19 protein-coding genes and 2 pseudogenes are annotated in these 23764 nt (G+C 59.4%); 6 read left to right on the top strand and 15 right to left on the bottom strand.

All coding sequences use genetic code 11. The annotated features are described in order from the left end of the window. Window positions 1-133 precede the first annotated feature (133 nt). The 4 genes and pseudogenes from AC1Q6D_RS04175 to AC1Q6D_RS04160 form a co-directional block, all read right to left on the bottom strand. Window positions 134-1132: an NADP-dependent oxidoreductase gene (locus tag AC1Q6D_RS04175; protein ID WP_103404331.1), complete on the bottom strand. Its 999-nt coding sequence runs from the start codon at window positions 1130-1132 to the stop codon at window positions 134-136. A 59-nt stretch (window positions 1133-1191) separates the two neighbouring features. Continuing rightward, window positions 1192-1290 (bottom strand): annotated as a pseudogene (locus tag AC1Q6D_RS04170) (alpha/beta fold hydrolase); the annotation flags it as partial. A gap of 133 nt (window positions 1291-1423) precedes the next feature. After that, window positions 1424-2212 carry an SDR family NAD(P)-dependent oxidoreductase gene (locus AC1Q6D_RS04165; protein ID WP_103404332.1) on the bottom strand — a complete coding sequence of 263 codons (789 nt, stop codon included), beginning with the start codon at window positions 2210-2212 and terminating at the stop codon, window positions 1424-1426. Between the two features lie 54 nt (window positions 2213-2266). Next, window positions 2267-3367, bottom strand: a complete 1101-nt coding sequence (locus tag AC1Q6D_RS04160; protein ID WP_103404333.1) for an alkene reductase — start codon at window positions 3365-3367, stop codon at window positions 2267-2269. A 149-nt stretch (window positions 3368-3516) separates the two neighbouring features. Here AC1Q6D_RS04160 and AC1Q6D_RS04155 point away from each other — a divergent pair, with 149 nt between their 5' ends. Next, the gene (locus AC1Q6D_RS04155) at window positions 3517-4104 is read left to right on the top strand and encodes a TetR/AcrR family transcriptional regulator (protein ID WP_178083127.1); all 588 of its coding nucleotides are present in this window, start codon (window positions 3517-3519) and stop codon (window positions 4102-4104) included. Between the two features lie 9 nt (window positions 4105-4113). Here the strand turns inward: AC1Q6D_RS04155 and AC1Q6D_RS04150 are convergent, their stop codons facing one another. Next, window positions 4114-4503, bottom strand: coding sequence for a MerR family transcriptional regulator (locus tag AC1Q6D_RS04150; protein WP_103404335.1), 390 nt, complete (start codon window positions 4501-4503; stop codon window positions 4114-4116). Between the two features lie 72 nt (window positions 4504-4575). On the opposite strand from AC1Q6D_RS04150, the gene AC1Q6D_RS04145 reads away from it, so the two are divergent. Both AC1Q6D_RS04145 and AC1Q6D_RS04140 read left to right on the top strand, forming a co-directional pair. Beyond that, entirely contained in the window at window positions 4576-5655 is a 1080-nt protein-coding gene (locus tag AC1Q6D_RS04145; protein WP_103404336.1) for an SDR family oxidoreductase, read from the top strand. 169 nt (window positions 5656-5824) lie between these two features. After that, a pseudogene (locus AC1Q6D_RS04140) lies at window positions 5825-6725 on the top strand (DMT family transporter). Window positions 6726-7169: 444 nt separating this feature from the next. Here the strand turns inward: AC1Q6D_RS04140 and AC1Q6D_RS04135 are convergent. The 3 genes from AC1Q6D_RS04135 to AC1Q6D_RS04125 all read right to left on the bottom strand — a co-directional run bounded on the left by AC1Q6D_RS04135 (window position 7170) and on the right by AC1Q6D_RS04125 (window position 10282). Next, window positions 7170-8303 (bottom strand): aminotransferase class V-fold PLP-dependent enzyme, encoded by a 1134-nt coding sequence (locus AC1Q6D_RS04135; RefSeq protein ID WP_103404337.1) that lies wholly within the window; start codon window positions 8301-8303, stop codon window positions 7170-7172. A gap of 94 nt (window positions 8304-8397) precedes the next feature. After that, a complete protein-coding gene (locus tag AC1Q6D_RS04130) occupies window positions 8398-8853 on the bottom strand; it encodes a VOC family protein (protein ID WP_103404338.1) in 456 nt (151 codons plus the stop codon). A 214-nt stretch (window positions 8854-9067) separates the two neighbouring features. Beyond that, a complete protein-coding gene (locus tag AC1Q6D_RS04125) occupies window positions 9068-10282 on the bottom strand; it encodes an aldose 1-epimerase family protein (RefSeq protein ID WP_103404339.1) in 1215 nt (404 codons plus the stop codon). A 521-nt stretch (window positions 10283-10803) separates the two neighbouring features. On the opposite strand from AC1Q6D_RS04125, the gene AC1Q6D_RS04120 reads away from it, so the two are divergent. Continuing rightward, entirely contained in the window at window positions 10804-10992 is a 189-nt protein-coding gene (locus AC1Q6D_RS04120; RefSeq protein WP_103404340.1) for a ribbon-helix-helix protein, CopG family, read from the top strand. A 20-nt stretch (window positions 10993-11012) separates the two neighbouring features. Here AC1Q6D_RS04120 and AC1Q6D_RS04115 read toward each other — a convergent pair whose 3' ends face one another. Further along, window positions 11013-12674 carry a SulP family inorganic anion transporter gene (locus tag AC1Q6D_RS04115; protein ID WP_103404341.1) on the bottom strand — a complete coding sequence of 554 codons (1662 nt, stop codon included), beginning with the start codon at window positions 12672-12674 and terminating at the stop codon, window positions 11013-11015. 175 nt (window positions 12675-12849) lie between these two features. On the opposite strand from AC1Q6D_RS04115, the gene AC1Q6D_RS04110 reads away from it, so the two are divergent. Further along, window positions 12850-13080, top strand: coding sequence for a hypothetical protein (locus AC1Q6D_RS04110; protein WP_047538824.1), 231 nt, complete (start codon window positions 12850-12852; stop codon window positions 13078-13080). 262 nt (window positions 13081-13342) lie between these two features. On the opposite strand, the gene arsA is transcribed toward AC1Q6D_RS04110, so the two are convergent. Together arsA and katG are read right to left on the bottom strand one after the other, a co-directional pair. Next, window positions 13343-15199: an arsenical pump-driving ATPase gene (arsA, locus tag AC1Q6D_RS04105; RefSeq protein WP_256590237.1), complete on the bottom strand. Its 1857-nt coding sequence runs from the start codon at window positions 15197-15199 to the stop codon at window positions 13343-13345. Window positions 15200-15708: 509 nt separating this feature from the next. Next, a complete protein-coding gene (katG, locus tag AC1Q6D_RS04100; protein ID WP_103404433.1) occupies window positions 15709-17967 on the bottom strand; it encodes a catalase/peroxidase HPI in 2259 nt (752 codons plus the stop codon). A 399-nt stretch (window positions 17968-18366) separates the two neighbouring features. Between katG and AC1Q6D_RS04095 the strand changes: the two genes are divergently transcribed. Beyond that, complete coding sequence (locus AC1Q6D_RS04095; protein ID WP_103404342.1) at window positions 18367-19494, top strand: GGDEF domain-containing protein; 1128 nt, start codon at window positions 18367-18369, stop codon at window positions 19492-19494. A 24-nt stretch (window positions 19495-19518) separates the two neighbouring features. On the opposite strand, the gene AC1Q6D_RS04090 is transcribed toward AC1Q6D_RS04095, so the two are convergent. The 4 genes from AC1Q6D_RS04090 to AC1Q6D_RS04075 form a co-directional block, all read right to left on the bottom strand. Continuing rightward, on the bottom strand, window positions 19519-19881 hold the full coding sequence (locus AC1Q6D_RS04090) for a cupin domain-containing protein (RefSeq protein WP_103404343.1): 363 nt from the start codon (window positions 19879-19881) through the stop codon (window positions 19519-19521). Between the two features lie 13 nt (window positions 19882-19894). Then, complete coding sequence (locus tag AC1Q6D_RS04085; protein WP_103404344.1) at window positions 19895-21292, bottom strand: NAD(P)/FAD-dependent oxidoreductase; 1398 nt, start codon at window positions 21290-21292, stop codon at window positions 19895-19897. A 35-nt stretch (window positions 21293-21327) separates the two neighbouring features. Continuing rightward, window positions 21328-22611, bottom strand: a complete 1284-nt coding sequence (locus AC1Q6D_RS04080; RefSeq protein ID WP_103404345.1) for a nucleotide disphospho-sugar-binding domain-containing protein — start codon at window positions 22609-22611, stop codon at window positions 21328-21330. Window positions 22612-22710: 99 nt separating this feature from the next. Continuing rightward, entirely contained in the window at window positions 22711-23643 is a 933-nt protein-coding gene (locus AC1Q6D_RS04075; RefSeq protein ID WP_103404346.1) for a GntR family transcriptional regulator, read from the bottom strand. Window positions 23644-23764 lie beyond the last annotated feature (121 nt).

Here is a 23764-nt window from a genome sequence, read left to right as displayed (position 1 = left end):
TCGGGACGTGGTGGCTGACGTGCAAAATTCGCGACATTCGAGGACTGCGGCTGTTTTTTTGGTAAACACTGCGCAGATTGACGCGGCAAACGCTGCACAGCCTCTGCGGTCGACTCATCGACCGGCAGCGAAGTCATTTGATCGTAACCACGACCTTGCCCTTGGCGTGTCCCTGCTCGACGTACTTTAAGGCCTCTGCCGTTGATTCAAAGGTGAAGGCGCGGTCAACCACAGGTTTGATGATTCCGGCCTCAATGAGCGCAGTGATTTGTTGCAGTTGGGCGCCATTGGCCCGCATGAACACGAACGCGTAGCTGACGTTCCGCTTGCGTGCGTTGCGCCGAATACCGAGGCTCAGCAGGCGCATGACTTGCTTCAATGGCCAGGACAACCCCTGCTCCTGCGCGAACTGCGCAGTGGGTGGGCCTGAGATGGATATGAGCTGGCCACCGGGCTTTAGGACCTTGAGTGATTTCTCCAGTACGTCCGCGCCGAGGCTGTTCAACACCACGTCGTAGTCATGCAGGACGGTTTCGAAGTTTTGCCGTGTGTAGTCGATCACCCGATCGGCCCCGAGCGCTTTTACCCATTCGACATTGGCGGTGCTGGTGGTGGCCGCGACAAAGGCGCCGAGGTGTTTGGCAAGCTGGATGGCCAGGGTGCCGACGCCGCCGGAACCCGCGTGGATCAGTACTTTCTGGCCCTTTTTCAGTTGGGCGGTTTCGACCAGTACTTGCCAGGCGGTCAGTGCGACCAAGGGGATGGATGCGGCTTGAACCATGGTGGTATTGGCCGGTTTCAGCGCGATCGCATTTTCATTCACGGCGATCAATTGGGCGAACGTCCCGATCCGCGTTTCGGGCGGGCGAGCGTAGACCTCGTCCCCCGGTTTGAAACGTTTCACTTGGGCGCCAACCTCAATCACCACGCCCGCCAGGTCATTGCCCAGTACCAGCGGAAATGAGTAGGGCAGGATCAGTTTGAATTCGCCTTTGCGGATCTTCGAATCCAGCACGTTGACGCTGCTGGCGTGTACCTCAATCAAGACGTCGTGGGCACCCACCGCAGGCCTGGGCACTTCGCCAATGCGCCCGGGATTCTTGCCATAGCGATCAATTAAAAATGCCTTCATCGTTGTGCGGCTCTTGTCGGTTGGAATGGGTGGGCGGTGCTTTTGCGGCGTCGCGTTGATCAGGCATCAAGGAAGGCCAGTGCCTTGGCCACACAGTCAGCGTAGTGCTGGAAAATACCGCCGTGGCCGGCATCCTCATGAATCAAAAGCTGCACGTTGATTCATGACACATGCGACCCTGCGTGGTTATTAGTATTCGTTGGGTTCATTTCGACTGCGGACAGCGGGCCGGATTCCATGCAGTGCCTTGCGCCTGCTTCGAATCGGGCCCGGGTGCTCGCTACCAAAAGATCACTGTTGGGTCTGGTAGCGCTGGGCAACCGCAGACTGGCGGATTTGCCCCAGCAAGCCCTGACGTGCGCTCTGCAGGTCATCCCAGCGTTCGGCTTCTTGCAGTGGCGGGATCGTCACCGGTTCGCGACGATCAAAACCGAGCAGTGCGGCATCCACCAGGTCGCCCACTTCCATGATTTCGTTCAAGGTGTTGATGTCGACGCCGGAGCGATCCCAGATTTCCGTGCGGGTGGCGGCCGGCAGTACGGCCTGCACGTAAACGCCCTGAGGTGAAAGCTCCAGGCTCAGGCCTTGGGAGAGGAACAGTACAAATGCCTTGGTCGCACCATAGACCGACATGCCGAACTCCGGCGCGAGGCCCACCACCGAACCGATGTTGATGATTGCACCGTCACCCGCTTTGGCCAGGCGAGGGGCGATGGCGCTGGCGAGCCGCACCAGCGCCGTGGTGTTGAGGGCGACCAATTGCGCAACGCTGTCGGTGCTTTGGTCGATGAAGTGGCCGGACAGCGCGGCGCCGGCGTTATTGACGAGAATACCGATACGGGCGTCGTCGCGCAGGCGGCTTTCAACGGCGGTTAGATCGCTGAGTTGGGTCAGGTCCGCCTGAATAACATCGACGGCGACGCCGTGTTCGCTGCGCAATCGGGCTGCAAGGGCATCCAGGCGTGCCTGGTCCCGGGCGACCAGGACCAGATCGTGGCCGCGTTTCGCGAAGCGTTCGGCGTAGACGGCACCAATGCCAGTGGAAGCGTCAGTGATGAGAACGGTAGGGCGAGTGCTCATGGGGTCATCTCTCTATCAAAATGAGTGAAAACAGAAAGCGCGGTTACGGATTGCTCAGCTTGCGGAGGCGCTCGATTCAGCCAACGTCGGGTAGTCGATGTAGCCTGTCGCGCCGCCGCCATACAGGGTGGCGGGATTAAACGCGGACAGCGGCGCGCCACGTTTGAGACGCTCCACCAGATCCGGGTTGCCAATGAAGGGACGACCGAAGGCGATCAGATCGGCCTGGTCTTGGGCGAGCTTCGAAGTTGCCAGGTCCAGGTCATAGCCGTTGTTGGCGACGTAGGTGTTTTTGAAACGCTGGCGCAGGGCACCGAAATCGAAGGGCGCCACGTCGCGCGGGCCACCGGTCGCGCCTTCGACCACGTGCAGATAAACCACATCGAGGGCATCGAGTTGCTCGACGACGTAATCGAATTGCGCTTGGGGATCACTGCTGGAAACGCCGTTGGCCGGCGACACTGGCGACAAGCGCACGCCAGTGCGATCCGCGCCGATTTCATTGACGACGGCCGCCGTCACTTCGAGCAACAGGCGCGCACGATTTTCAATCGAACCGCCGTAAGCATCGGTGCGCAAATTGGCACTGTCCCTGAGGAATTGATCCAGTAAATAGCCGTTCGCGCCGTGAATTTCCACGCCATCGAACCCGGCGCAAACAGCGTTTGCGGCGGCCTGGCGGAAATCGGCGACGATCCCCGGTAGTTCGTTGATATCCAGTGCGCGCGGCTCGGAGACGTCTTCAAAACGGTTGTTGACGAACACTTTGGTGGCGGCTCGCAGCGCAGAAGGTGCCACGGGTGCGGCGCCGTGTTCTTGCAGATCAACGTGCGACACCCGGCCGACATGCCACAGTTGCAGAAAGATTTTTCCGCCCTTGGCATGGACCGCGTCGGTCACTGTGCGCCAGCCATCGATCTGCGCCGGCGTGTAGATCCCGGGGGTGTCCTGATAGCCCTGACCCTGTCGGGAAATCTGCGTGGCTTCGCTGATCAGCAAGCCTGCGCTGGCGCGTTGGCTGTAATAGGTGGCCGCGAACTCACTGGGCACAAAGCCTTCGCCTGCGCGGTTGCGTGTCAGTGGTGCGAGGACGACACGATTGGACAGCGTGAGGGCGCCAAGCGTGTAAGGGGTGAACAGATTCTGGTCGGTCATTGGGTATTTCTTCCGTGCCCGTTGATGGAGACTGGTTATGCATGCAATTAGGATGATGATCGCAATCTAAGCTGTCAACCATTTTGATTATGATCGGCATCTATGTATCATCGGGCGCATGATTTCCCAGTGGACACGAGGTATTGCACGTGAGAGTGAGCAAAGCCCAGGCGCAAGCCAATCGGGCGCACATCGTTGAGACGGCCTCTGAACTGTTCCGTGAACGCGGCTTCGACGGCGTCGGTGTATCGGATCTCATGGCGGCAGCCGGTTTCACCCACGGAGGTTTCTACAAGCACTTTGGTTCGAAGGCCGACCTGATGGCCGAAGCCTCGGCCAGCAGCCTTTCAAAATCGCTGGAAAGTGCTGAGTCGCTCGATGTTCCGGGCTTCATCGACGCCTATGTGACGAGGGAACATCGGGACGGACGCGGCAGCGGTTGCACCATGGCCGCGTTGTGTGGCGATGCGGCGCGTCAATCGGATGATTTGAAAGCGACATTTGCCGAATGGATCGAGCACACCCTGCAAACACTGGGGGACAAATATCCAACGAGGCCGGATGCCCCGGCGGGTGAGGGGAGAAAGAAAATGATCGACCTGCTGTCTCGTGCTGTTGGCGCAATTATTTTGTCGCGTGCCTGCCCGGATGATTCCGCGCTGGCGGATGAGATCCTTGAGGTGTGCCGCGCTGAAATGTTTGCGTCGTTACCGGTCGATGAAGTGGAAGCGGTGTAGCAGTGTGGTTCAGTTGGACAAATTGTTCAGCTGCTGAAGCTCAAGTTGCTTGGCAGCACTGGCTTCGAGGTTTGCACGCTCTTCATCCAGATACCGATAAATGCTTTGTAAGTCGGCGATTTTCTGCTTGATTTCTGCCATCTTCTTTTCAATTAACTTGGCACCGTCAGCACAATCGATCAGCTTGTTGCGCTGCGCATCTAGAATCTCGCCTATTTCCCCCAGGGAAAACCCCATGCTTTGCGCGCGCTGGATAAAGACCAGGTCCTGCAGGGTTTGCGCTGTGTAAACGCGATAGTTGTTAGTTCCCCGCAGCGCTGAGATCAGGCCGATTTGCTCGTAGTAACGCAGCGTATGGCGGCTGGCACCGCTGCGGGCCTCGAGTTCGCCGATTTTCATGAAAACACCACTTGACTATAGAGTTGGGTCGATAGTTTACGCTTGATTTCTCACCTTAACCAGGAGCAGGAAATGAGCGTGGAGTGCTTTGTCACAGGGGGTACCGGCTTCATCGGTCAACATTTGGTGGCGTACCTGAGTGCAAAAGGTCACACCATTCGGGTGTTGATGCGTCGCCCAGAGCGACTGGCTGCACTGCGCGAGCAAGTCGACAATTTGGGAGGGAATGCAACCCGGGTATTTGCCGTCGCTGGCGATCTGGAACGGGACAACCTCGGGCTGAGTCTCGCTGACCGAGAGGTGCTAAGGCACGCCAGCGTTGTATTCCACCTGGGCGCCCACTTCGCCTGGGGGCTTTCAGTGGAGCATTCTCGTGCGGTGAATGTAGAGGGGGCGAAGCGCGTGGCGCTGTTGGCGGCTGAGCAAAAAAGCCGGTTAGTGATGATCGGCGGCTACATGCTGAAAAATCATGAACATTTGCAACGCATCGGGATTGATCCTTGTTATCCGGAGCTGACGAATTGGCCTGCCGTCTACCGGCTCGTCGGTGGTTACGAGGGGAGCAAGCTGGAGGCGCATTTTGCGACCCTGGAGGTCATGGCCACCAAGGGCGGGGAGATCACCGTTGTCCACCCTGCGACGGTGTGTGGTCACAGCCGCACGGGGCATATCCTTGACGGTCAGCCGCTGGTGGAGCTGATACGCAACCTTGTACAGGGAAAGCTGACTGCCGTGCCCGGTACCGCCGAGCACTGGCTGCCACTGGTCACCGTGGATCACCTGGTTGAACTGATGGCGGTTTGTGCTTTTGATCCTGCCATGGTGGGCCAGGAACTGCTGGCGCTTGATGACCAAACGCCCAACTTGCGAGAGCTCCTGGTACAGGTGGCGCAACCTTTGGGCTTAAAGTCTCCCAAGCATTACATTTCACTCCGATTGCTGAAGTTGCTACTGAGTATTCCTCCCGTTGCGCGGTTTTTGAATTCAAAACCCGAAGCCTTGGACTTTATCCAGACCACTCGTTTTGATACAGCGGCGGTCGAGCAATTTGCCAACAGGCATGGAATAGCCAAACCGGATATACGTCAGTCTTTGCAGCACACTGCAATGTTCGTCAACTCGCATTGCATAGCCAGGGGCCAGGCACTCTGACTTCTCCCTTGGCGGCGACAAGAAGGCGAATAGCATCCTACTGGGCGATCCAGTGCTTATGCCACAATCGATACCCGGGTTGGTGGGGGCTTCATATCCTCAAACTTTGCGCCGTCGATGCAGGGCGGCATTCTATCGAACGACAATTCAGCGACAGGGATCGTCATCAATGCAATCTACTTTCAGCAAAGGCGTCATATTTGCACTCTCCGCTGCGGCACTGAACGCAACGATCGGTGTACTCAGCAAAGTACTCATGAGCGATGGTTTCACCGCTAGCAGTGTCGCGGTCATCAAGACCGTACTGGGTTGCGTGCTTCTCTCGATCTTACTGTTTTTCCTCAAGCGCCCGGCGGCGTCGACCAAATGGACTCAGGCGGCTATCTGCGCATTCCTTGGCATCTTTGTGCTGTTCCATTTCGAAACGTCCGCCTATCGACACTACGCTGCGGCAGGCGTGGTGGTGGTGCTGATGGCCAGTGCCTCAATTTCCTCAATCATTCTGGGGCGCATTTTCCTCAAGGATGCCATCACCGCCAACGCTACCGTTGGCGCCGCACTGGCTATTGCCGGGATCTCGGTAATTTTCGGCGGCGACCTGCAGCAGGGCTTTACCCTGCAAGGTGCTGCGCTTGCCTCCATGGCCGGCTGCGGCTATGGGGCTTTTTCGGTTGCCATGAAGCGTATGGGTGTGTCGGGGGGGGCTGCACTTCACCCGACAATTGTTGTTCTTTGGCAGCCTGTACCTGCTGATGCCGGCTGCGGCCGATGGTTTCGCGATGGGCGAGCTGTCGCCGCTGGCGATCGCCGCGCTGCTGGCGCTGGCCACGCTGCCGACAATCCTGGGCTTCTTCTGCACCACCAAGGCCATCGAGTATCTCAAGCCATCCCAAGTGCAAGCGCTGGAGCTGACCGAGCCACTGTTCGCCGCGCTGCTGGCGTTTGTGGCGCTCAATGAAGTGCCGCGCGAAAGCCTGTACGCGGGAGCGGCACTGATCATCGTCGGCCTGTGTTTCTCCAATGAACTAATTCGCTTGGGCAAAGGAGCATCCGTCCCTTCGACCGAGTGAGCTATTTTCGGATCCTGATTACTTTAGCAATCAGTGGTTTTTAAGTGTTTTGAGCGGCTGACCGCTCATGGCCGACCTCTGCCGGTCACGAAAGGCTGGCGTCGGCCAAAAAGCGGTCTGTTGCGAATGTTCCTTCTCGTACTTCACAACAGACCCGCATAGCAGGATTACCCGCTGAAGGCGAAGGGCGGTCAGGTCCGCGCCGTATGAAAGGTGATCGCGTAGCCATTGGAAGCGCCGCAGAACGCCGTTTTACTTGCCGTCGCCGGTAACCCGCAAATCTCCAATGTCGAGTTGGCTCGTGCGGCGTTTGTGACGCCGCAGACCATGCAGGCGACCCGCGTCATATTCGTTGAAGATCAGCGCCCAGAGCCCGCAGTGCCCAGGGCAGGATGCCTTCCTGGCGTTCACACGTTCGGTATGTGCTGCGGGCAAGATGAGGGCTTAGTTAACCATCACCTCGTCCAGTGCCTGCTCGAGAGTGCTGACCGTGCGTTCAATATTGTGCAGCTTTTCGAGTCCGAACAGTCCGATGCGGAAGGTCTGGAAGTCGGCCGGTTCGTCGCATTGCAACGGCACTCCGGCGGCGATCTGCAGGCCGTGGTTGGCAAATTTCTTACCGCTCTTGATGTCGGCATCATCGGTGTAGCTCACCACTACGCCAGGGGCCTGAAAGCCGGCTGCGGCCACGCTTTTGAAGCCTTTGCCGGTCAACATTGCGCGCACCCGATCGCCCAGAACCTGTTGATCGCCACGGATCTTGTCGAAACCGTAGGCTTGCGTCTCTTTCATCACTTCGTTGAATCGCGCGAGAGAATCGCTGGGCATGGTCGCATGGTAGGCATGCCCGCCCTGTTCGTAGGCCTGCATGATCTGAAGCCACTTTTTCAGGTCGCAGGCGAAGCTGCTGCTCTGCGTCTGCTCGATGCGCTCAAGGGCCAGGGAACTGAACATCACCAGGGCGCAGCAAGGGGAGGCGCTCCAGCCTTTCTGCGGTGCGCTGATCAGCAGGTCGACTGCGCATTTGTGCATGTCAACCCAAAGCGTGCCTGAGGCGATGCAGTCCAGCACGAACAGGCCACCCACCGCATGCACGGCGTCGCCGACGGCCCGCAGGTAGTCGTCGGGCAGGATGATCCCTGATGAGGTTTCAACGTGGGGGGCGAAGACAATCTGCGGCCTCGAAGCCGCAATGGCTTCCAGCACTTCGTCCAGAGGGGGAGGGGCGTAGGCGGCCTGGCGCCCCGTGTCGACTGGTCGCGCTTTCAGCACCGTAGTGGCCGCCGGGATATTGCCCATCTCAAGGATCTGGCTCCAGCGATAACTGAACCAGCCGTTGCGTATCACCAGGCATTGCTGGCCGGTGGCAAACTGTCGCGCCACCGCTTCCATGCCGAATGTGCCGCTGCCCGGGACCACCGCAACAGCCTGGGCGTTGTAGACCTGTTTCAGGGTCCTGGAGATGTTCTTCATCACGCCTTGAAATGACTGCGACATGTGGTTGAGCGAGCGGTCGGTATAGACCACTGAGTACTCGACCAGCCCCTCGGGATCGATACTGGGATAGAGCTTTGACATGGATGACTCCTTTGGCAGAGATATCAGTGGTATCGACCCTGCCCTAAGCCCTGGCAAATGACAAGATTGCTCGGATTGAATGGCGACTGCTCACTCAGGAAAATGCAGCTTCTACAAATGCCTCTAAGGCCTTGTCTTCCAGGATTTCGATAGAGAAGTGCCCGAAGCGCTTGGGCAACCAGATAATGCGTGTCCCGGACGGGGATTGCAGGTTCGCGCGGGCCAATGGCTTTCCGTTTTCGTCTTCTGGCTGAACACCGGCGACCATCAGTTCGTCGTAGGCCTTCTCGATGTCTGGCGTCGAATAGCAGTGGCGATAAATCATCCCTTCTCCCGAGGAGTCCAATAGCTCCCTCAGGTTCCCCGCCAATGGCTGTACCAACATGAAACGCTCTTGACCGATCAGCGCAATCGCGTAGCGCACGTGCAGACCACCTCGTTCCCAAACGAGGGTTTTGGAGATCCTGGCATTAAGTATCTGTGCGTAGTAAGCACAGGCTTCTTCGAGATTATTGACCAGTACATCTATGTGACTGAACTTCAGATCCATTGCAGCGTTCCTGTTGAGCCGACGTCCATGTTAAGCCCGGCACGCTCAGAATTCGATGGACTACATGAAGCTATATAGAAGTGCGCCAATCCGGCGATAAACCAGCGTTCAAACTGAGGTAACCGAGGGGCTGTCCATCGCTATAACAAAAAGGGGACAGATTTATTTTCCAGATAATAAATCTGTCCCCCATTTTTCAATGATCCAGCCGGTGTCACCCCTTGGTCAGATCAACCAACGGCGTCTGCCGCACCTCTGTCTCCCGCCCACCCTGAATCTCGCTCACCTGCTTCAAGGCCTTATCCACCGCCGCCTTGTCCGCCAACAAGCTGTAGCTGATGCGGAACTGCTTGTGTTCCTTCGGCTCAATTGTCGGGACCAGGTTCAGTGGCCGCTGATAACGGCGGTTGTAGGAAAAACTTGTCCCCGGCTCCAGCCCCGTGACATAGCCCTGGCCTTGGGTATCGGTGTTTTTCCACAGAGAAAACACGGGCAGTGTCTGAGTGTTGAAACCGACCGAAACACCCAGGTTGCCGGCCTTGTTATGCAACACGGTCAACGTATCGCCCTTGGCATCGGCATACGGCACCACGTTGTAAACCGTTTCGTCGTAGTCCTTGGTCGGTGCGCGGTAGGTTTGCCAGTCTGGCAGATCGCCCTTGGCCTTGTCGTTGAATGGCGACACCTGTTTCACCGGTGCTGCGAAACGAGCGCCCTGCTCCAGGAACGGGGTGCTGAAGTTGCTGTGATACAACGCCTGGTATTCCTTCGGGTAGTCACCGTTGTTGGTCAGGGTGTCGTTGAGGGCGAACACTACGCTGCCGGGTTCGGTGACCAGTTCGGTCGCGACGGAGAAGTCTACCTTCTTGAACGCCTGCTCTTTCAGTTCGCCACGCAGGGTGATGGCGTACGGTGGTTTTTCATCGATGTGCAGGGTGACTTTGTTCGCAGGAATGTTAGCGGCCCGACCGTGCAGGGTCAGCAGTTCGCCATTGTCGACGCCGGGGTGGCCGACCCATTCGTATCCGCAGCGGGTGACCAGTTCATTGAAACCTTCCAGCCAGCCCAGACCACCGCGGCCATTGAGTTCCATAAAGGACGGATTGACCACTTCCTTGACCGGCGAATCCCAGCCCATGCGCACATTGCCAACCGAGGCCTGCAAGACGTTCATTCCGCGAGTCGGCACTACCGAAAGTTTCATCGTGCCGTTATCGATGTCGACGATGCTGACGCCCTCCTGCCGACCGCCGTGCAAGGTGCGCAGGGTGACACTGAAGGGTTTGTCGGTTTTTACACCGAGTTGCTGGCTGGATATCTGCCAGTTCTGGGCGGCTTTGTCGGTGTCGAGCAGAACGTAATCCCACGCCATGGCGTGGGAGGCAGCGGACATTGCGCTGAGGGCAACAAAGAGTTTGAGCGGGGTCATGGCAGCAGCCTTTCTTGGAGTTGTGCCATTTTTATAGACTTGATGAAACGTTTCAGCAAGCTTTGCCAGCGTTTTATCGATGTTTATTGACCACCCACGCAAAGGGTTCGATGAGACCCAGGTTCACCCACTAACCGGATCAACCCATCACTCAGCGTATCGGCCCGGGCGGGACTGCTCGAATCATGCGCCACGCCTCGGGGCACTGGCGCACATTCGGGTAGACAAGAGAACAAGGGGCTGGATGGTCAATCGCGACCTCACTTCGATCGCTGCCATCAAGGCCTTATTCAGGTGGGACACAGGCCGATTCTCATGACCGTCTGCTTCGCTTCTGGCGGACCGTCAGCCAAGGGGTGTTTTCTGCCTCTCGCGACGGGCAGCAAACGGCCCTGACAACCCGGCCTTTTCCTGTGAGTAACGTCGAGGTGCCAGCCAACAGCCTGCCAGTACAGTGACAGCACAGAACAACGCAATTACAATTTGATTAACATCCAGCGACTCGAGCGATTGAATACCCCATGGAAAGCAAGACTGCGCGCCTCACTGTGCTCATTGATCCCGTCAAGAAAAAAGCGTTCGAGGAACTCTGTGCGGCACAAGACCTGACGTCTTCGCAGGTTGTCCGGCAATTGATTCGTGACTATCTGGCCACTCACGGCGCCAGCTATACGACCAAGGGCAAGCATGCCGTCAGTACCAAGTCATGACCAACACTGGCCGTTAGCCTCTAGAGGGTCGACGTACCCTCTACGTGACTGACCGCTTTGGCCAGCGCGGTATTGAAGTCGGCGTGGTAATGCTCCGGGCCAATTTCTTGCAGGATGCCCACCCTGTCGAGCTTGCCGAGCACCTTCGTATTCGCCTCGCAGAGCTTTACCACGATATTGCGCTTGTGCAGCTGCTGAATGACTTCCTCCAGCACTTGCAAGCCCGTGATATCCATAAACGGCACGCGTTTCAGACGGATAATCAACAGGCGTGGGTCTGTATGGGTCTGTGCCAGCACTCGCTCGAAGGTCTCGGCCGCAGCAAAGAACAGTGGCCCTTCAATCGTGTAAATCAGTATCCCTGGGGGCAAGTGCGCATGGCCATTGGCTCTCAGCTCTTCTTCAAGCTCGTGCTCGACGACCTGTTGCACTTCCACGGATGAAGCCATGCGCCGCATGAAATGCAGCATGGCAAGAATGACACCGATATTTACGGCGATCACCAAGTCACTGAACACTGTGAGGCTGAAGGTGATGAGCAGAATAGACACGTCTGCGCGTGGCGCTCGCTGAACCATGCGCTTGAAATGTTTCAACTCGCTCATGTTGTACGCGACCACGAAAAGAATGGCGGCCAGGGCGCACATCGGGATGTTTGCAGCCAGAGGTGCCAGAAACAGAATAATGAACACCAGGGTGACCGCGTGCGTAATGCCGGCCAGCGGGCTTGTGCCGCCGTTACGGATATTGGTGGCAGTACGGGCAATGGCTCCGGTCGCTGCGAAGCCGCCAAACAACGGCGCGACCAGATTGGCAATCCCCTGACCGATCAGTTCCTGATTGGAATCATGCTTGGTGCCCGCCATGCCATCGGCCACCATTGCAGACAGAAGCGATTCGATTGCTCCCAGCATGGCGATAGTGAAAGCCGGACCAATCAAATCGATGACGCGAGAGAGCGTGATTTCAGGCAGGCTTAACGCTGGAAGGCCTTGAGGTATGCCACCAAATGCGCTGCCAATCGTGGCGACTCCCTCGAAATGAAAGGCCGACTGTATCGCCGTAGCAACCGTCATTGCGACCAGCGGGCCAGGCACCCGTTTGAGACCGGGAATTTTGGACGCGGTGACGACCAGCAAAAGACTGAGTGCAGCCAGCAGGGTAGTGGCCATATGAAGATCCGGGAGCGCCTGTAGCAAATGCCAGAGCTTTTCATGGAAGTGCTCTCCACTGATCGCCGGTAAGCCGAAAAAGTCTTTCCACTGTCCGACCCAGATGATCACGCCGATGCCGGCGGTGAATCCGACGATCACGGGATCGGGGATAAACTTGATGATTGCACCCAGCCGGGCGATCCCGAGCAATAACAGCATGGCGCCCGCCATCATCGTAGCGATTTGCAGGCCGTCAACCCCATGCTTGGCCGTGACCCCCGCCAGAATCACGATGAACGCACCTGTTGGCCCTGCAATCTGTAAGCGGCTCCCCCCAAAGAGCGAAACCAGCAGGCCGCCAATGATTGCGGTGTAGATGCCTTGCTCGGGCTTGACGCCAGAGGCAATGGCAAACGCCATGGCCAGGGGGAGCGCCACGATCCCGACGATCACGCCAGACACCAGGTTGCGGAGCCAGTGCTTTCGACCCAACAACCCCGCCTTCCATGCCTCACCTATCGCAATCACGGCTAGCTCCTCAGTACATGCATGTGCATAATATTAACATGCAGTTATAATTTAAATACCTTGGAGCCACTGCTTCGAACGGCTGGAGATGTTGCCGGTAAAAGCTCGGACGGAACTGAGCGGGCATACACTGCATATAGAGAATTTTGAGAAAGCGCGTAGCGTGGTGACAGACATGAATCGCAAAGCTGTGAAAAGCAAACATGCCGAAGGCGTAACCTTTGACACCCACTTGATCGCAAACCCGACCAATCCCAAGGAGTGGATCGTATTCTTCAAGAAGGACGCCGGGAGGAGTTATTTTTTGGTTGATGACAATGAAGAGGTTGAGTCTTTCGGGCATCTGGATGATTTGATCGCCGAACTTCGAGACTTGGGTCTCAAGACCGCTGAAATCCATATCTGACCTTTGGATGGCGCCTTGGCGATGGTGACCCTCGACGTGATCAGCCAGCTCTCATCCAAGGGTGATCGGTACAGGCAGGTCGAACCTGCCCCTGCCTGTCTATCTGTGTGATCTACATAAAAGACATCCTTGCCGCGACCCGCCACCTCGGCTTGCCGCCGGGCATCGGCATTCGAATGGTCCAGGGGCTAAGCGCGATGGCCGTTTTTTTAGCACGGCCTTGCTTCCAATAGAGGCAAGGCGTCGAGCCGATATTGGCGCTTCAATCCAGCAGGCGCGTGAGCGCCGCGACCCCCACAGGCGGCTCTGCCGTCCAGGGCACAACGATCACTGCATGCCGGGTTTGGTCGGCGACGCGCGCCATCTGTTTGCGCTCGCTCTCCAGTCGCGCTCGCAACAACGGGTCTTGGGTGTCCGTGGCCAGTAGCGACTTATTGACCACCCACGCAAAGGGTTCGATGTTGGCCCTGCGCAAGTCATCCTGCAGCGCTGCGGCCTGAGACACGGGCGTTGCTTCGGGCAGCGTCACCAGGATGATTTTGCTGTAGTGCGCATCTTGCAGGCGCATCAAGGGCGTAACGATGTGGTCCGAGGCCTTGCCTTCGAACGCCCGAACCATCTGGCGGTGATAGGCGCCAGTGGCATCCATCAGCAGCAGCGAGTGACCGGTGGGGGCGGTGTCCAGCACCACGAACGAGGTTCTGGCTTGAGAAACCACACGGGAAAACGCATGGAAAACGGCAACCTCTTCGGTGCAGGGGGAGCGAAGATCCTCAATGAGCAACGCTGTCTCATCTTCCGTCAAGGTTGGCGCGCGGGACGCTACGATCTTGTCCACGTATTTTTGAGTTTCGACCTTGGGGTCGATGCGGCCTACGCTGAGTCCCTGCACATCGGCGTTGAGGGTCACCGCCAGATGCGCCGCAGGATCGGTCGTACTCAAATGCACGGATTTGCCGCGCTGGACCAGGCCTAGCGCGATGGCGGCGGCAATGGTGGTTTTGCCAACGCCACCTTTGCCCATGACCATGATCAGCCCGCGCTCGTCCTTGGCAAGCTCGGCAACCAGTTCCGAGAGCCCGTGATATTCGAGGTGTGATGGCGCTTGGGATGCCGGGCTTGTTGATCGGGCAGGCTGCGGGTCAAGCAGCCCGCGCAGCGCGGGCAAGCCAACGGAATCCACAGCCTTGAGTGGAATGTAATCGACGGCCAGCGGGCGCAGCGAAGCGGGCATCTCGTCGAGCGCCTGTTGGCCAATGGCCTCGATGGCGGCAGCAATCGGGTCATTCAAGTCGCTGCGTTTGAACACGGCGTTCACGACCAGACGCTGATTTTTCAGGCCCAAATCACGAAGTTCGTCGGAGGAGCGTGCTGCTTCGGCGAGCGCGCCTTTATCGGGCCGGGCCACGAGCACGACGGTGGTCAGGGCAGGGTTATTGAGTGCAGCCAAAGCCTGATTGAACAGCTGCTCCTGCATTTTCAAACCCGAGTGCGGCCCCAGACAGGACGCCCCACGATCATTACCTTCCAGAAATCCGCTCCACGCTTTGGGCAGGCTCAACAGCCTGAGCGTGTGTCCCGTGGGAGCGGTATCGAACACAACATGGTCATAGGCTGCGCCGCCTTGCGCCAAGAGGTGGGAGAACTCATCGAAGGTGGCGATTTCGGTCGTGCAGGCCCCCGAGAGTTGCTCACGCACCAGTGCAATGTCTTGATCGCTGGCTTGCGAGCCCATTTGCTCGACCACTCTGGCTCGGTAGTCGGTGGCTGCGGTTGCGGGGTCAATGTTGAGCACGAACATGCCAGGCACGTCCGGCACCGCGACAGGCTGATTGCTCAGCTCGATGCCGAGCATCTCATCAAGGTTCGAGGCGGCGTCCGTGCTGACCAGAAGCACGTTCTTGCCTGCGTCAGCCAGCGCGATGGACACCGCCGTGGAGACCGACGTTTTGCCAACCCCGCCCTTGCCGGTGAAGAACACATATTTGGTGGGCTGATCGAGCAGTTTGATGGTTGGCTGCATGGTCACTCTGACCTCTCCTGGGGAGCACGACTGGGGATCTGAGTGTAGACCGATGCCCGGCACTAAAAACATTGTCTTATGAGCCGGGCGGAACATTCAGGGGCTTGTTGAAGCGCCCTACAACTCACTTCCTGAAAGCTACAACACCCTGCGTCGTTGCCTACGGTCACGCCAGAATCCGCCGGCTTGTGCGCCTTGGGGCTGCTCGGTAACTTGATTCGCGTCACTGCGCATCAGTGATCAGGTTTAGTCGCCCTGTGGTGTATCGAAGCGCATCTGCATCCGGATAGTCAGGTCATGTTAATGCCTGCATTTCATGGTAGTTGTGCGCAGGGCGCCTTCGGGTGCGCCGGTTTGGTACTCCCCGGTCGACTAACCTGCATGCAGCTTCCACCCCTTGTTTAGTCGCAAGTGATGACGGCTCCACGTTTTTGGGGACTGAACATGATCAAGCCTTCACCCAATCCCCCGATTTTCACAGCTGGCGGAAATCACGGCGAACCGGGTGCTGGATCAGATCGATCCGCGTGAGTAGGGCGGACACGCAAGTGGCAATCAAAATGACAGGGGCGGCATTGCGCCGCCCCCGTTTCAAGTGGTGAGTTTCACTTCAGGTCGAAGCGATCCAGGTTCATCACCTTGGTCCAGGCCGCCACGAAGTCATGGACGAACTTCTCTTGCGCCCCGGCGGTTGCATAGACTTCCGCCAGTGCCCGCAACTGCGCATTGGAACCGAACACCAGATCGACGCGGGTGGCGGTCCACTTGGGCTGGCCGGTCTTGCGGTCGCGACCTTCAAACTCCTCATTGGCCTCCGACACCGGTTTCCATTCCACCCCCATGTCCAGCAAGTGGGTGAAGAAGTCGTTGGTCAGCGCTTCCGGGCGTGTGGTGAAGACGCCGTGGGCGGTTTTTCCGACGTTGGTGTTGAGCACGCGCAGGCCACCGATCAGCACGGTCATTTCCGGCGCGGTGAGGGTCAGCAATTGCGCCTTGTCGATCAGCAGCTGCTCGGCGGGTACGCGGTAGCGGGTCTTGAGGTAGTTACGGAAACCGTCGGCGATGGGTTCGAGGAAGCCGAACGACTCGACATCGGTCTGTTCCTGGCTGGCGTCCATTCGCCCCGGCCTGAAAGGCACCGAGATGTTATGCCCGGCGGTTCGCGCGGCTTGTTCGACACCGGCACCGCCGGCCAGCACGATCAGGTCGGCCAGCGACACTTTCTTGCCACCGGTATTGAACTCCTTCTGGATGCTCTCGAGTTTTGCCAGCACCTTCGCCAGTTGTTCCGGCTGATTGGCCTGCCAGGACTTCTGTGGCGCCAGACGCAGGCGTCCGCCGTTGGCGCCGCCGCGTTTATCGGAACCACGGAAGGTGGAAGCCGCCGCCCAGGCCGTGGACACCAGCTCTGACACCGTCAGGCCCGAAGCCAACACCTTGCTCTTGAGCGTGGCGATGTCACTGTCGTTGATCAATTCATGGTCGAGCGCCGGGATCGGGTCTTGCCAGAGCAGCTCTTCGTCAGGCATTTCCGGGCCGAGGTAGCGCGAAAGCGGCCCCATGTCGCGGTGGATCAGTTTGAACCAGGCACGGGCGAAAGCGTCGGCCAACTGGTCGGGATTGGCCAGGAAGCGACGGGCAATCGGTTCGTAGATCGGATCGAAACGCAGGGCCAGGTCCGAGGTGAGCATGGTCGGATCGCGGCGTTTTGACGGGTCATGGGCATCGGGAATGATGCCGGCGCCCGCGCCGTTTTTAGGTTTCCACTGGTGCGCGCCAGCCGGGCTCTTGGTCAGTTCCCATTCGAAGCCGAACAGGTTTTCCAGGTAGTTGTTGCTCCATTGGGTCGGAGTGGTGGTCCAGGTGACCTCCAGGCCGCTGGTGATGGTGTCGGGCCCTTTGCCGGTGCCGAAGCTGTTTTTCCAGCCCAGGCCCTGTTGTTCCAGGCCGGCCGCTTCGGGCTCTGGCCCGACATTGTCGGCAGGGCCGGCGCCGTGGGTCTTGCCGAAGGCGTGGCCGCCCGCGATCAGCGCCACGGTCTCTTCGTCATTCATGGCCATGCGGCCAAAGGTTTCGCGGATATCCAGCGCTGAAGCCACCGGGTCCGGCTGGCCTTCCGGGCCTTCCGGGTTGACGTAGATCAGGCCCATTTGCACAGCGGCGAGGGGGTTTTCCAGATTGCGACCTTGCTCGGTACGGCTGTCCTCGTTTTTCCCCGGCTCGGCGACGAGCGGCACATCACCGGGCGCCTGCACGGGTTTGCTGTCATCTTTGCCATAGCGCGTGTCGCCGCCCAGCCATTTGTTTTCCGAGCCCCAGTAGACGTCCTCATCCGGTTCCCAGACGTCCGCGCGGCCGCCGGAAAAGCCGAAGGTCTTGAAGCCCATGGATTCCAGGGCGACGTTGCCGGTGAGTACGATCAGGTCGGCCCAGGAAATATTGCGGCCATATTTTTGCTTGATCGGCCAGAGCAGCCGGCGCGCCTTGTCCAGGCTGACGTTGTCCGGCCAACTGTTGAGGGGAGCAAAGCGCTGCTGGCCGGAACCGGCGCCGCCACGGCCGTCACCGGTGCGGTAGGTGCCGGCGGCGTGCCAGGCCATGCGAATAAACAGCGGGCCATAGTGGCCGAAGTCTGCCGGCCACCAGTCTTGCGAGTCTGTCATCAGCGCGTTCAGGTCATTCTTGACCGCCGCGAAGTCCAGGCTCTTGAAGGCTTCGGCGTAGTTGAAACCCTCGCCCATGGGGTCGGACAGGGGCGAGTGCTGGTGCAGGATCCTCAGGTTCAGTTGGTTCGGCCACCAGTCGCGGTTCGTGGTGCCACCGCCGGCGGCATGATTGAACGGGCATTTCGATTCAGTTGCCATGTGTGCGCTACCCTCGGTCGTGTCCATGCCGCCATCCGGCCCGGCTCGGGCGGGAAAGCGGCCAGTGAAATCAATGACTCAGGCGGCGGGCCCGGCAGGTCGATCAACGGATCGTCGTGGCCACGCGGACATTCATGACAGCGGCAATTGATGTGCCGAGAGATTACCCACGGTACGCCTGGTCGGTTTCTGACTCATTGTTGTCTTGATATCAGGTCTTGGCCGGCCAGAGTGCACCGGCAGAAGCTAATGCTAGTCGCCCATTGGCAAGTCAGCTAATAGTCGCAGTATTGGCAGGTGATAGGCGCAATCTCTCAGCCCGGCACAGAGTATTGCAGGCGCGGCTTGGCAATGTGCCACAATAGTTGTTCGTTACGGCATCACGATCAGGCGGATTGAATGGACGGCCTTGGTTTTCGGCACGAGCAGGATCGTTACATTGCACAGCAGGTGCACATGGATCGATTGCATCAGTTGTTTCGCCAATCGGTTTCGGCGGTTTTCGGCAGTTTTCTGGCCGTGATCATGTTGAGCTGGCTGTGTTGGGATCGTTTTGATCATAACGTGGTTTTCTGGTGGATAGCCCTGCTGACGGGGGCGACGTTGATACGCATTTTGATGTTCGTAGTCTATTTCCACAGCCCGGCAGCGCTGCGCACGCCGCAGCGCTGGGAACTCAAGTATTGGCTGACGCTGGTGTTGTCCGCTGGCATCTGGGGCGCTGGAGCGTTGGCGGTCATGCCCAGGGACGACCTGTTGGCCCAGGCGCTGGTCATGTTGTTTACCGTCGGCATGTCCGTCAGTGCGGTGTCCTGTTACTCGGCCTACCGCTACATGACGGTGGTGTCGATTTCCCTGGTGCTGTTGCCTTGCACCCTGTGGCTGCTGTTCCAGCCGTCATCCCTGCAAATCGGGATGGCCGTGGCGGTCCTGGTGTTCGCCTCATTCGTGTTCAGGGCCACCAGCAGCCTGGCCAATGCGGTGGAAACGGCCTTTCGGCTAACCCGCGAAATGGAGCTGGCGCACAGCATCTCCACGCGCGCGGCACAAACCGATGAACTCACCGGCCTGAGAAACCGGCGGGCTTTTTTCCAGCATGCCCAGCAGCTCTATAGCCATTGCCGAAATTACCAGTTGCCGCTGTGTGCGGTCATGCTGGACATGGATCACTTCAAACACATCAACGACACCTACGGGCACCAGATCGGCGATCAGGTCCTGCGACAAATGGGGGTGGTGATCGGTCAATCCTTTCGCGAGGGCGATATCCACGGTCGACTGGGCGGGGAGGAGTTCGCGGTGTTGCTGCCCAATACCTCCATCGAGACCGCCCAGGGCATTGCCGAGGACCTCATCCAGTCCATTTCCGGGCTCATGACCGGCCCGGTTCACTGCATAACCGCCAGTGTCGGTGTGGCGATCATGGTGCCTGGCGACAATGATTTGCACAGTTTGATGTGCAACGCTGATAAAGCGCTTTACCGCGCCAAGGCCCGTGGGCGCAACCAGGTCGCGGTGGCCGAGTAACGACCGGTAGCACCGGTCGGGTGCTCATCCCAGTATGAAATACACCTTGCGCACCGCCGTGAGGTTTTCCCAGGTGCCTTGAAATCCGGCGGCTACCACAAACGAAGCGCCGGGGCCGAATGTGCAACTGACACCCTGCGCATCGGTCAGGCGCACCGTGCCTTCGAGGATATGGCACAGCTCGTCGTAATCGCATTGGCAGCGCTCCAGATGCGGGCCGGCTTCCCAGATGCCGGCCACGGCGTTTTTCTGCGGAGCCACGAAGTGGCGCCAGCTGCTGCTGCGATAGGGCGCATCGACAAGGGCCGGGTCATTGACTTCGAGCTCTTTGGGGATCAACTGCGGATTGGCGAAGTTGATCACGTGCTGGGGCAGGGCGCTGGACATGCGGATCTCCGGTTCAGGAATCGAAGCCGATACCAAAGGCATCGAAGGTTTTGAGCAACAGGTCGCGATGACCATCGCGGTCTTCCCGGGCCAGCGAGCGCTGCGCCAGCTTCACCCCGGCGTAGCGCAGTGGCTCTGGCGGAAAACGGAAGGGCGCCCTGGAGGTCATCATCAGTTCTGTTCGTTCGGTGGCTTCGCCGGCCAGCAGGTCGAGCATGTTCAGCGCGGCAAAACGGCTGGCCGACACGCCTTGCCCGGTGAAACCGAGGGCGTAGGCCACGCGACCCTGCATCTCACAGCCGGTGAACATCGTGGTGCGCGCGGAGGTATCGATGATGCCGCCCCAGGCATGGCTGAAGCGCACGTCGCGTAATGGCGGGAATGCCTGGTGAAACTGCTCGGCGAGGCGCTTGAAGCTCGCCGGTCGTTGCGTCAGCGCTTCATCGCGGCGTCCACCGAAGTGATAGATGGCGTCGTAGCCGGCCCAGAGTATGCGGTTGTCGGCGGTCTTGCGCAGGTAATGGAACTGGTTGCCCGAATCGGCGATGCCGTAGCGGCCGGTCCAGCCGATAGCCTGCAGTTGCTCATCGCTCAGCGGCTCGCTGACCAGGCTGTAGTCATATACCGGGATCACGCTGGAGGCCAGGTGCCCGAGCAGCGGCGGGGCGATGTTGGTCGCGAGGGCGATTTGCCCGGCTTCCATCCCGCCGTTCGCCGTGCGCAAGCGCAGACGGTCGCCGCTGTTCTGAAGTTCCAGCACCGGGCTTTGCTCGAACAACCGAATGCCCTGCTTAAGGCAGACCCGGCGCAACTCGGCGGCCATCTTCGCCGGGTTGAGCAGCGCGTAGTTCGGTTCGAACACTCCGGCACCGTAGAGCGGTGAGTCCAGGCGCTGTGCCAGCGCGCGGCCTTCAAGCCATTGGCACTCAATGCCGAACCGGGCGTAGTTGCGTTGCATCGAGCGCAAACCCTCGACCTGCCAGGGTTGGCTCGCCAGGTTCAACTTGCCTTCGCGCTCGAACTCGACCTGCATGCCGAAGTGCTGCAGGTCGGCCGCCAACTCGTCGAGGTTCTGCCGTCCCAGGCGGATCAGTCGCTCGGCTTCCTGGGGCCAGCGTTTCAGTGCATTGGAAACGCCATGGGAGATGCTTGGCGCGCAGAAACCGCCGTTGCGTCCGCTGGCTTCACCGCCGCAGTGGCGTGCTTCGATGATCGCGATGTTCAGGGTTGGCCGGCGTTGACGAGCCAACAGCGCCGTCCACAACCCGGTGAAGCCGCCGCCGACAACGGCCAGGTCGCATTGCAGGCTGCCCGCCAGTGGCGATGCGCTTGGCGCTTGTGCGACGGTGTCCTGCCAGAACGGGTGGGCGTGTACGTTGTCGAGCGAGTCGTGGCACGGTGGGGACTTCATTCAGCAACTCCGGCGTTGTGGGCGGCAATGGTGGGTCAGCTGTCGGGCAAGGCCAGAATCGCCCGAGCCGCCAGGTCGGTGCCGCGAATCGCCTGCATGCGCTCGCTGAACGCCTTGAGGCGCTGTTTCATTCCGTGGTCGGCCAGCAACTGTTCGAGGGCGGCGGGCAGTGCCGCCAGCGGATCGGCGAAGCGCGGCAGGTAGCGGCCGACGCCGACTTCCTCGGCGCGCGCGGCGTTGTCGTGGCCGTCCCAGCAGTAAGGGATGATCAGTGACGGCAAGCCGAAGTAAAGCGCTTCACAGAAACTGTTGTTGCCGCCGTGATGAATGAACAGCTCGCACTCCTTGAGCACCGCCGGTTGGGCAAACCAGCTGTCGAGGTACACGTTGTCCGGCACGGTGGTGTACATGTCGCGGTAGGCGCCGACGTTGATCAGGAAGCGATAGGGCAGGGTTTCGACCGTGCCGATCAGTCGTTTCATCATCTCGGTGTCGGCGGCACCGAGGCTGCCGAAACTGATGTAGATCAGCGGCGCTTCGTTGTGCCGCGGAAAGTCAGGAACGATGTAGGGCGCTTCGCGGCGCACGCAGCCGTCTAGGTAGACGTAGCGTTGCGGGTCCAGAGGTTGCTGGCGTTCGTAGCGTACCGGCGTCGGCGACAGCAGCAGGTTGAGCCACGGCGAGTCGACGAGGAACTGGCCGGGCGGGCAGGGTGGCGTGCCGTTGCTGGCGAGAAACTGCGAAAAGCGCTCATGGGCCGGTGCGACGGCTTTCAGGTAATGCTCGGTGAAGCGCTCGCGGCCTTCGACATCACTGGCCAGGCAACCGGACAGGTAGGGCGGCACGGCGGCGTCGGGGAGTTCGGTTTCCGCGCAGGAGACCATCCGCACCCACGGGCAGCCGGCGTTGGCGATGGCCGGAAACATGACCACGTTATCGAGGACGATCACATCCGGTTTCAGCCGGCTGAGCAATTGCTGCAAGGGTTTTTCCGCTTCGATCGCGGTGTCGATGATCGCGTCCCAGGCCGGTGCCACGTAGCTGTCGATCTGCGCCAGCGGGGTCTGGTCGAAGTAGGGAATGTTGCGCTCGATGAAGCGCTCCCAATAGTGCTGGTGCTCCGCCGCCGACAATGGGCTGGCTTGCGGGATCGGGTACTCGTCGAAACCGTATTCGGCGAAAAGTCCCCGGAAATGCTCGTGGCAGATGAACACCGGTTTGGCGCCCAGTTCACGCAGCGATTGGGCGATACCAATGCAGTTCAAGGCTGCGCCGAAACTGGCTTCTGGAAACAGGGCGATTAATTTTTGTGTGTGCATGGCGCCGCCAGATCCAAGGCGGGAAAGTCCCGCCGTTTCTGAAGATGATTTGATGCTGTCTTATTTTATAAAAAAAATCATCAAGTTTTTTGAGGCGCTTCAACGGCGCCCGAGCGGGTGACTCTGCGGTATGCCACGGTTGGCGGTTTGCGGGCGTTGCGCGGCGCTCAGGCGCAGGTGCAGGCGCAGCAGGTCGGCAGCGATCTCCATTTGTCCGCGCTCGATGTGGGCGATGATTTGCAGATGCTCGCGCAAGGCTTCCTGCAGGCGGTGCACGCTGACCGATGGCAGCAGGTTCGGCAGGCGTCGCAGGCTCTGGTGCTGGAGCAGGGCGTCGCCGATGAAACGGTTGCCGCAGCTCTGGGCCAGCAGTTCGTGGAAGCTGATATCCAGCTCGCGGAACTGCTGGATGTCGAAGTCTTCCACCGGGCGTGCAAGCAGGGTTTGCATGGCGCTGCGCAGAAGGGCCAGGCGTTGCGGGTCGGCGTTGAACTGCCCGCCGAGCAAGGCTTCTGGCTCGAGAATCAGGCGGAATTTCAGGCTTTCCTCCAGCGCGGCAAGGCTGTTCAGTGAGGGCCGAAACAGCCAGGACTGGCCGGGGCCGCGTTCAATTGCCTGGCTTTCGCTCAGTTGTTGCAGGGCTTTCTGCGCCGCCGGCCGGCCGATGTCGTACCGGCGCATCAACTCGCTGATGCTGATGCTGTCACCCAGGCGCCCGGCCATGCGGTCGCGCAGGACCGAGGTGGCCAGCTCTTCTTCTTCGGCCTGGGGCAGGGCGGCGTTGAAGGCCTGGCCAGCGGGGGCCGCGATCAGGCGATAACCCTTGCCGGCTTCGTGGCTCAGCAGGTTTTCTTCCAGCAGCACTTTGAGGGCGCCACGAATCAGGGTGCGCGAGACCTGAAAGGTGCGTGCCAGTGCTTGCTCGGCCACCGGGTCACCGGCCACCAGCCCGGTTTCCTGGGTGTGTTCCAGGATCCTTCGGGCCAGTTCAAGGTGGTTGGTGCGGGGTTTTTTCTCGGCTGTTGTGCTCAAGCGTTTTATCTCGGTTCGGTCGCTTCGGACTCAGGCGCTCATCTTATGCCATGCGCCGCTCAATCGTCAGGCGCAGAAAAAAAGCGTTGACATCTTTTGATGCTGGTCCTAATTTCTAAAA

Source organism: Pseudomonas sp. MT92, from assembly GCF_058792515.1.
Note: the sequence above shows the minus strand (reverse complement) of the source record. Positions and strands in the feature narration are given on the sequence as shown.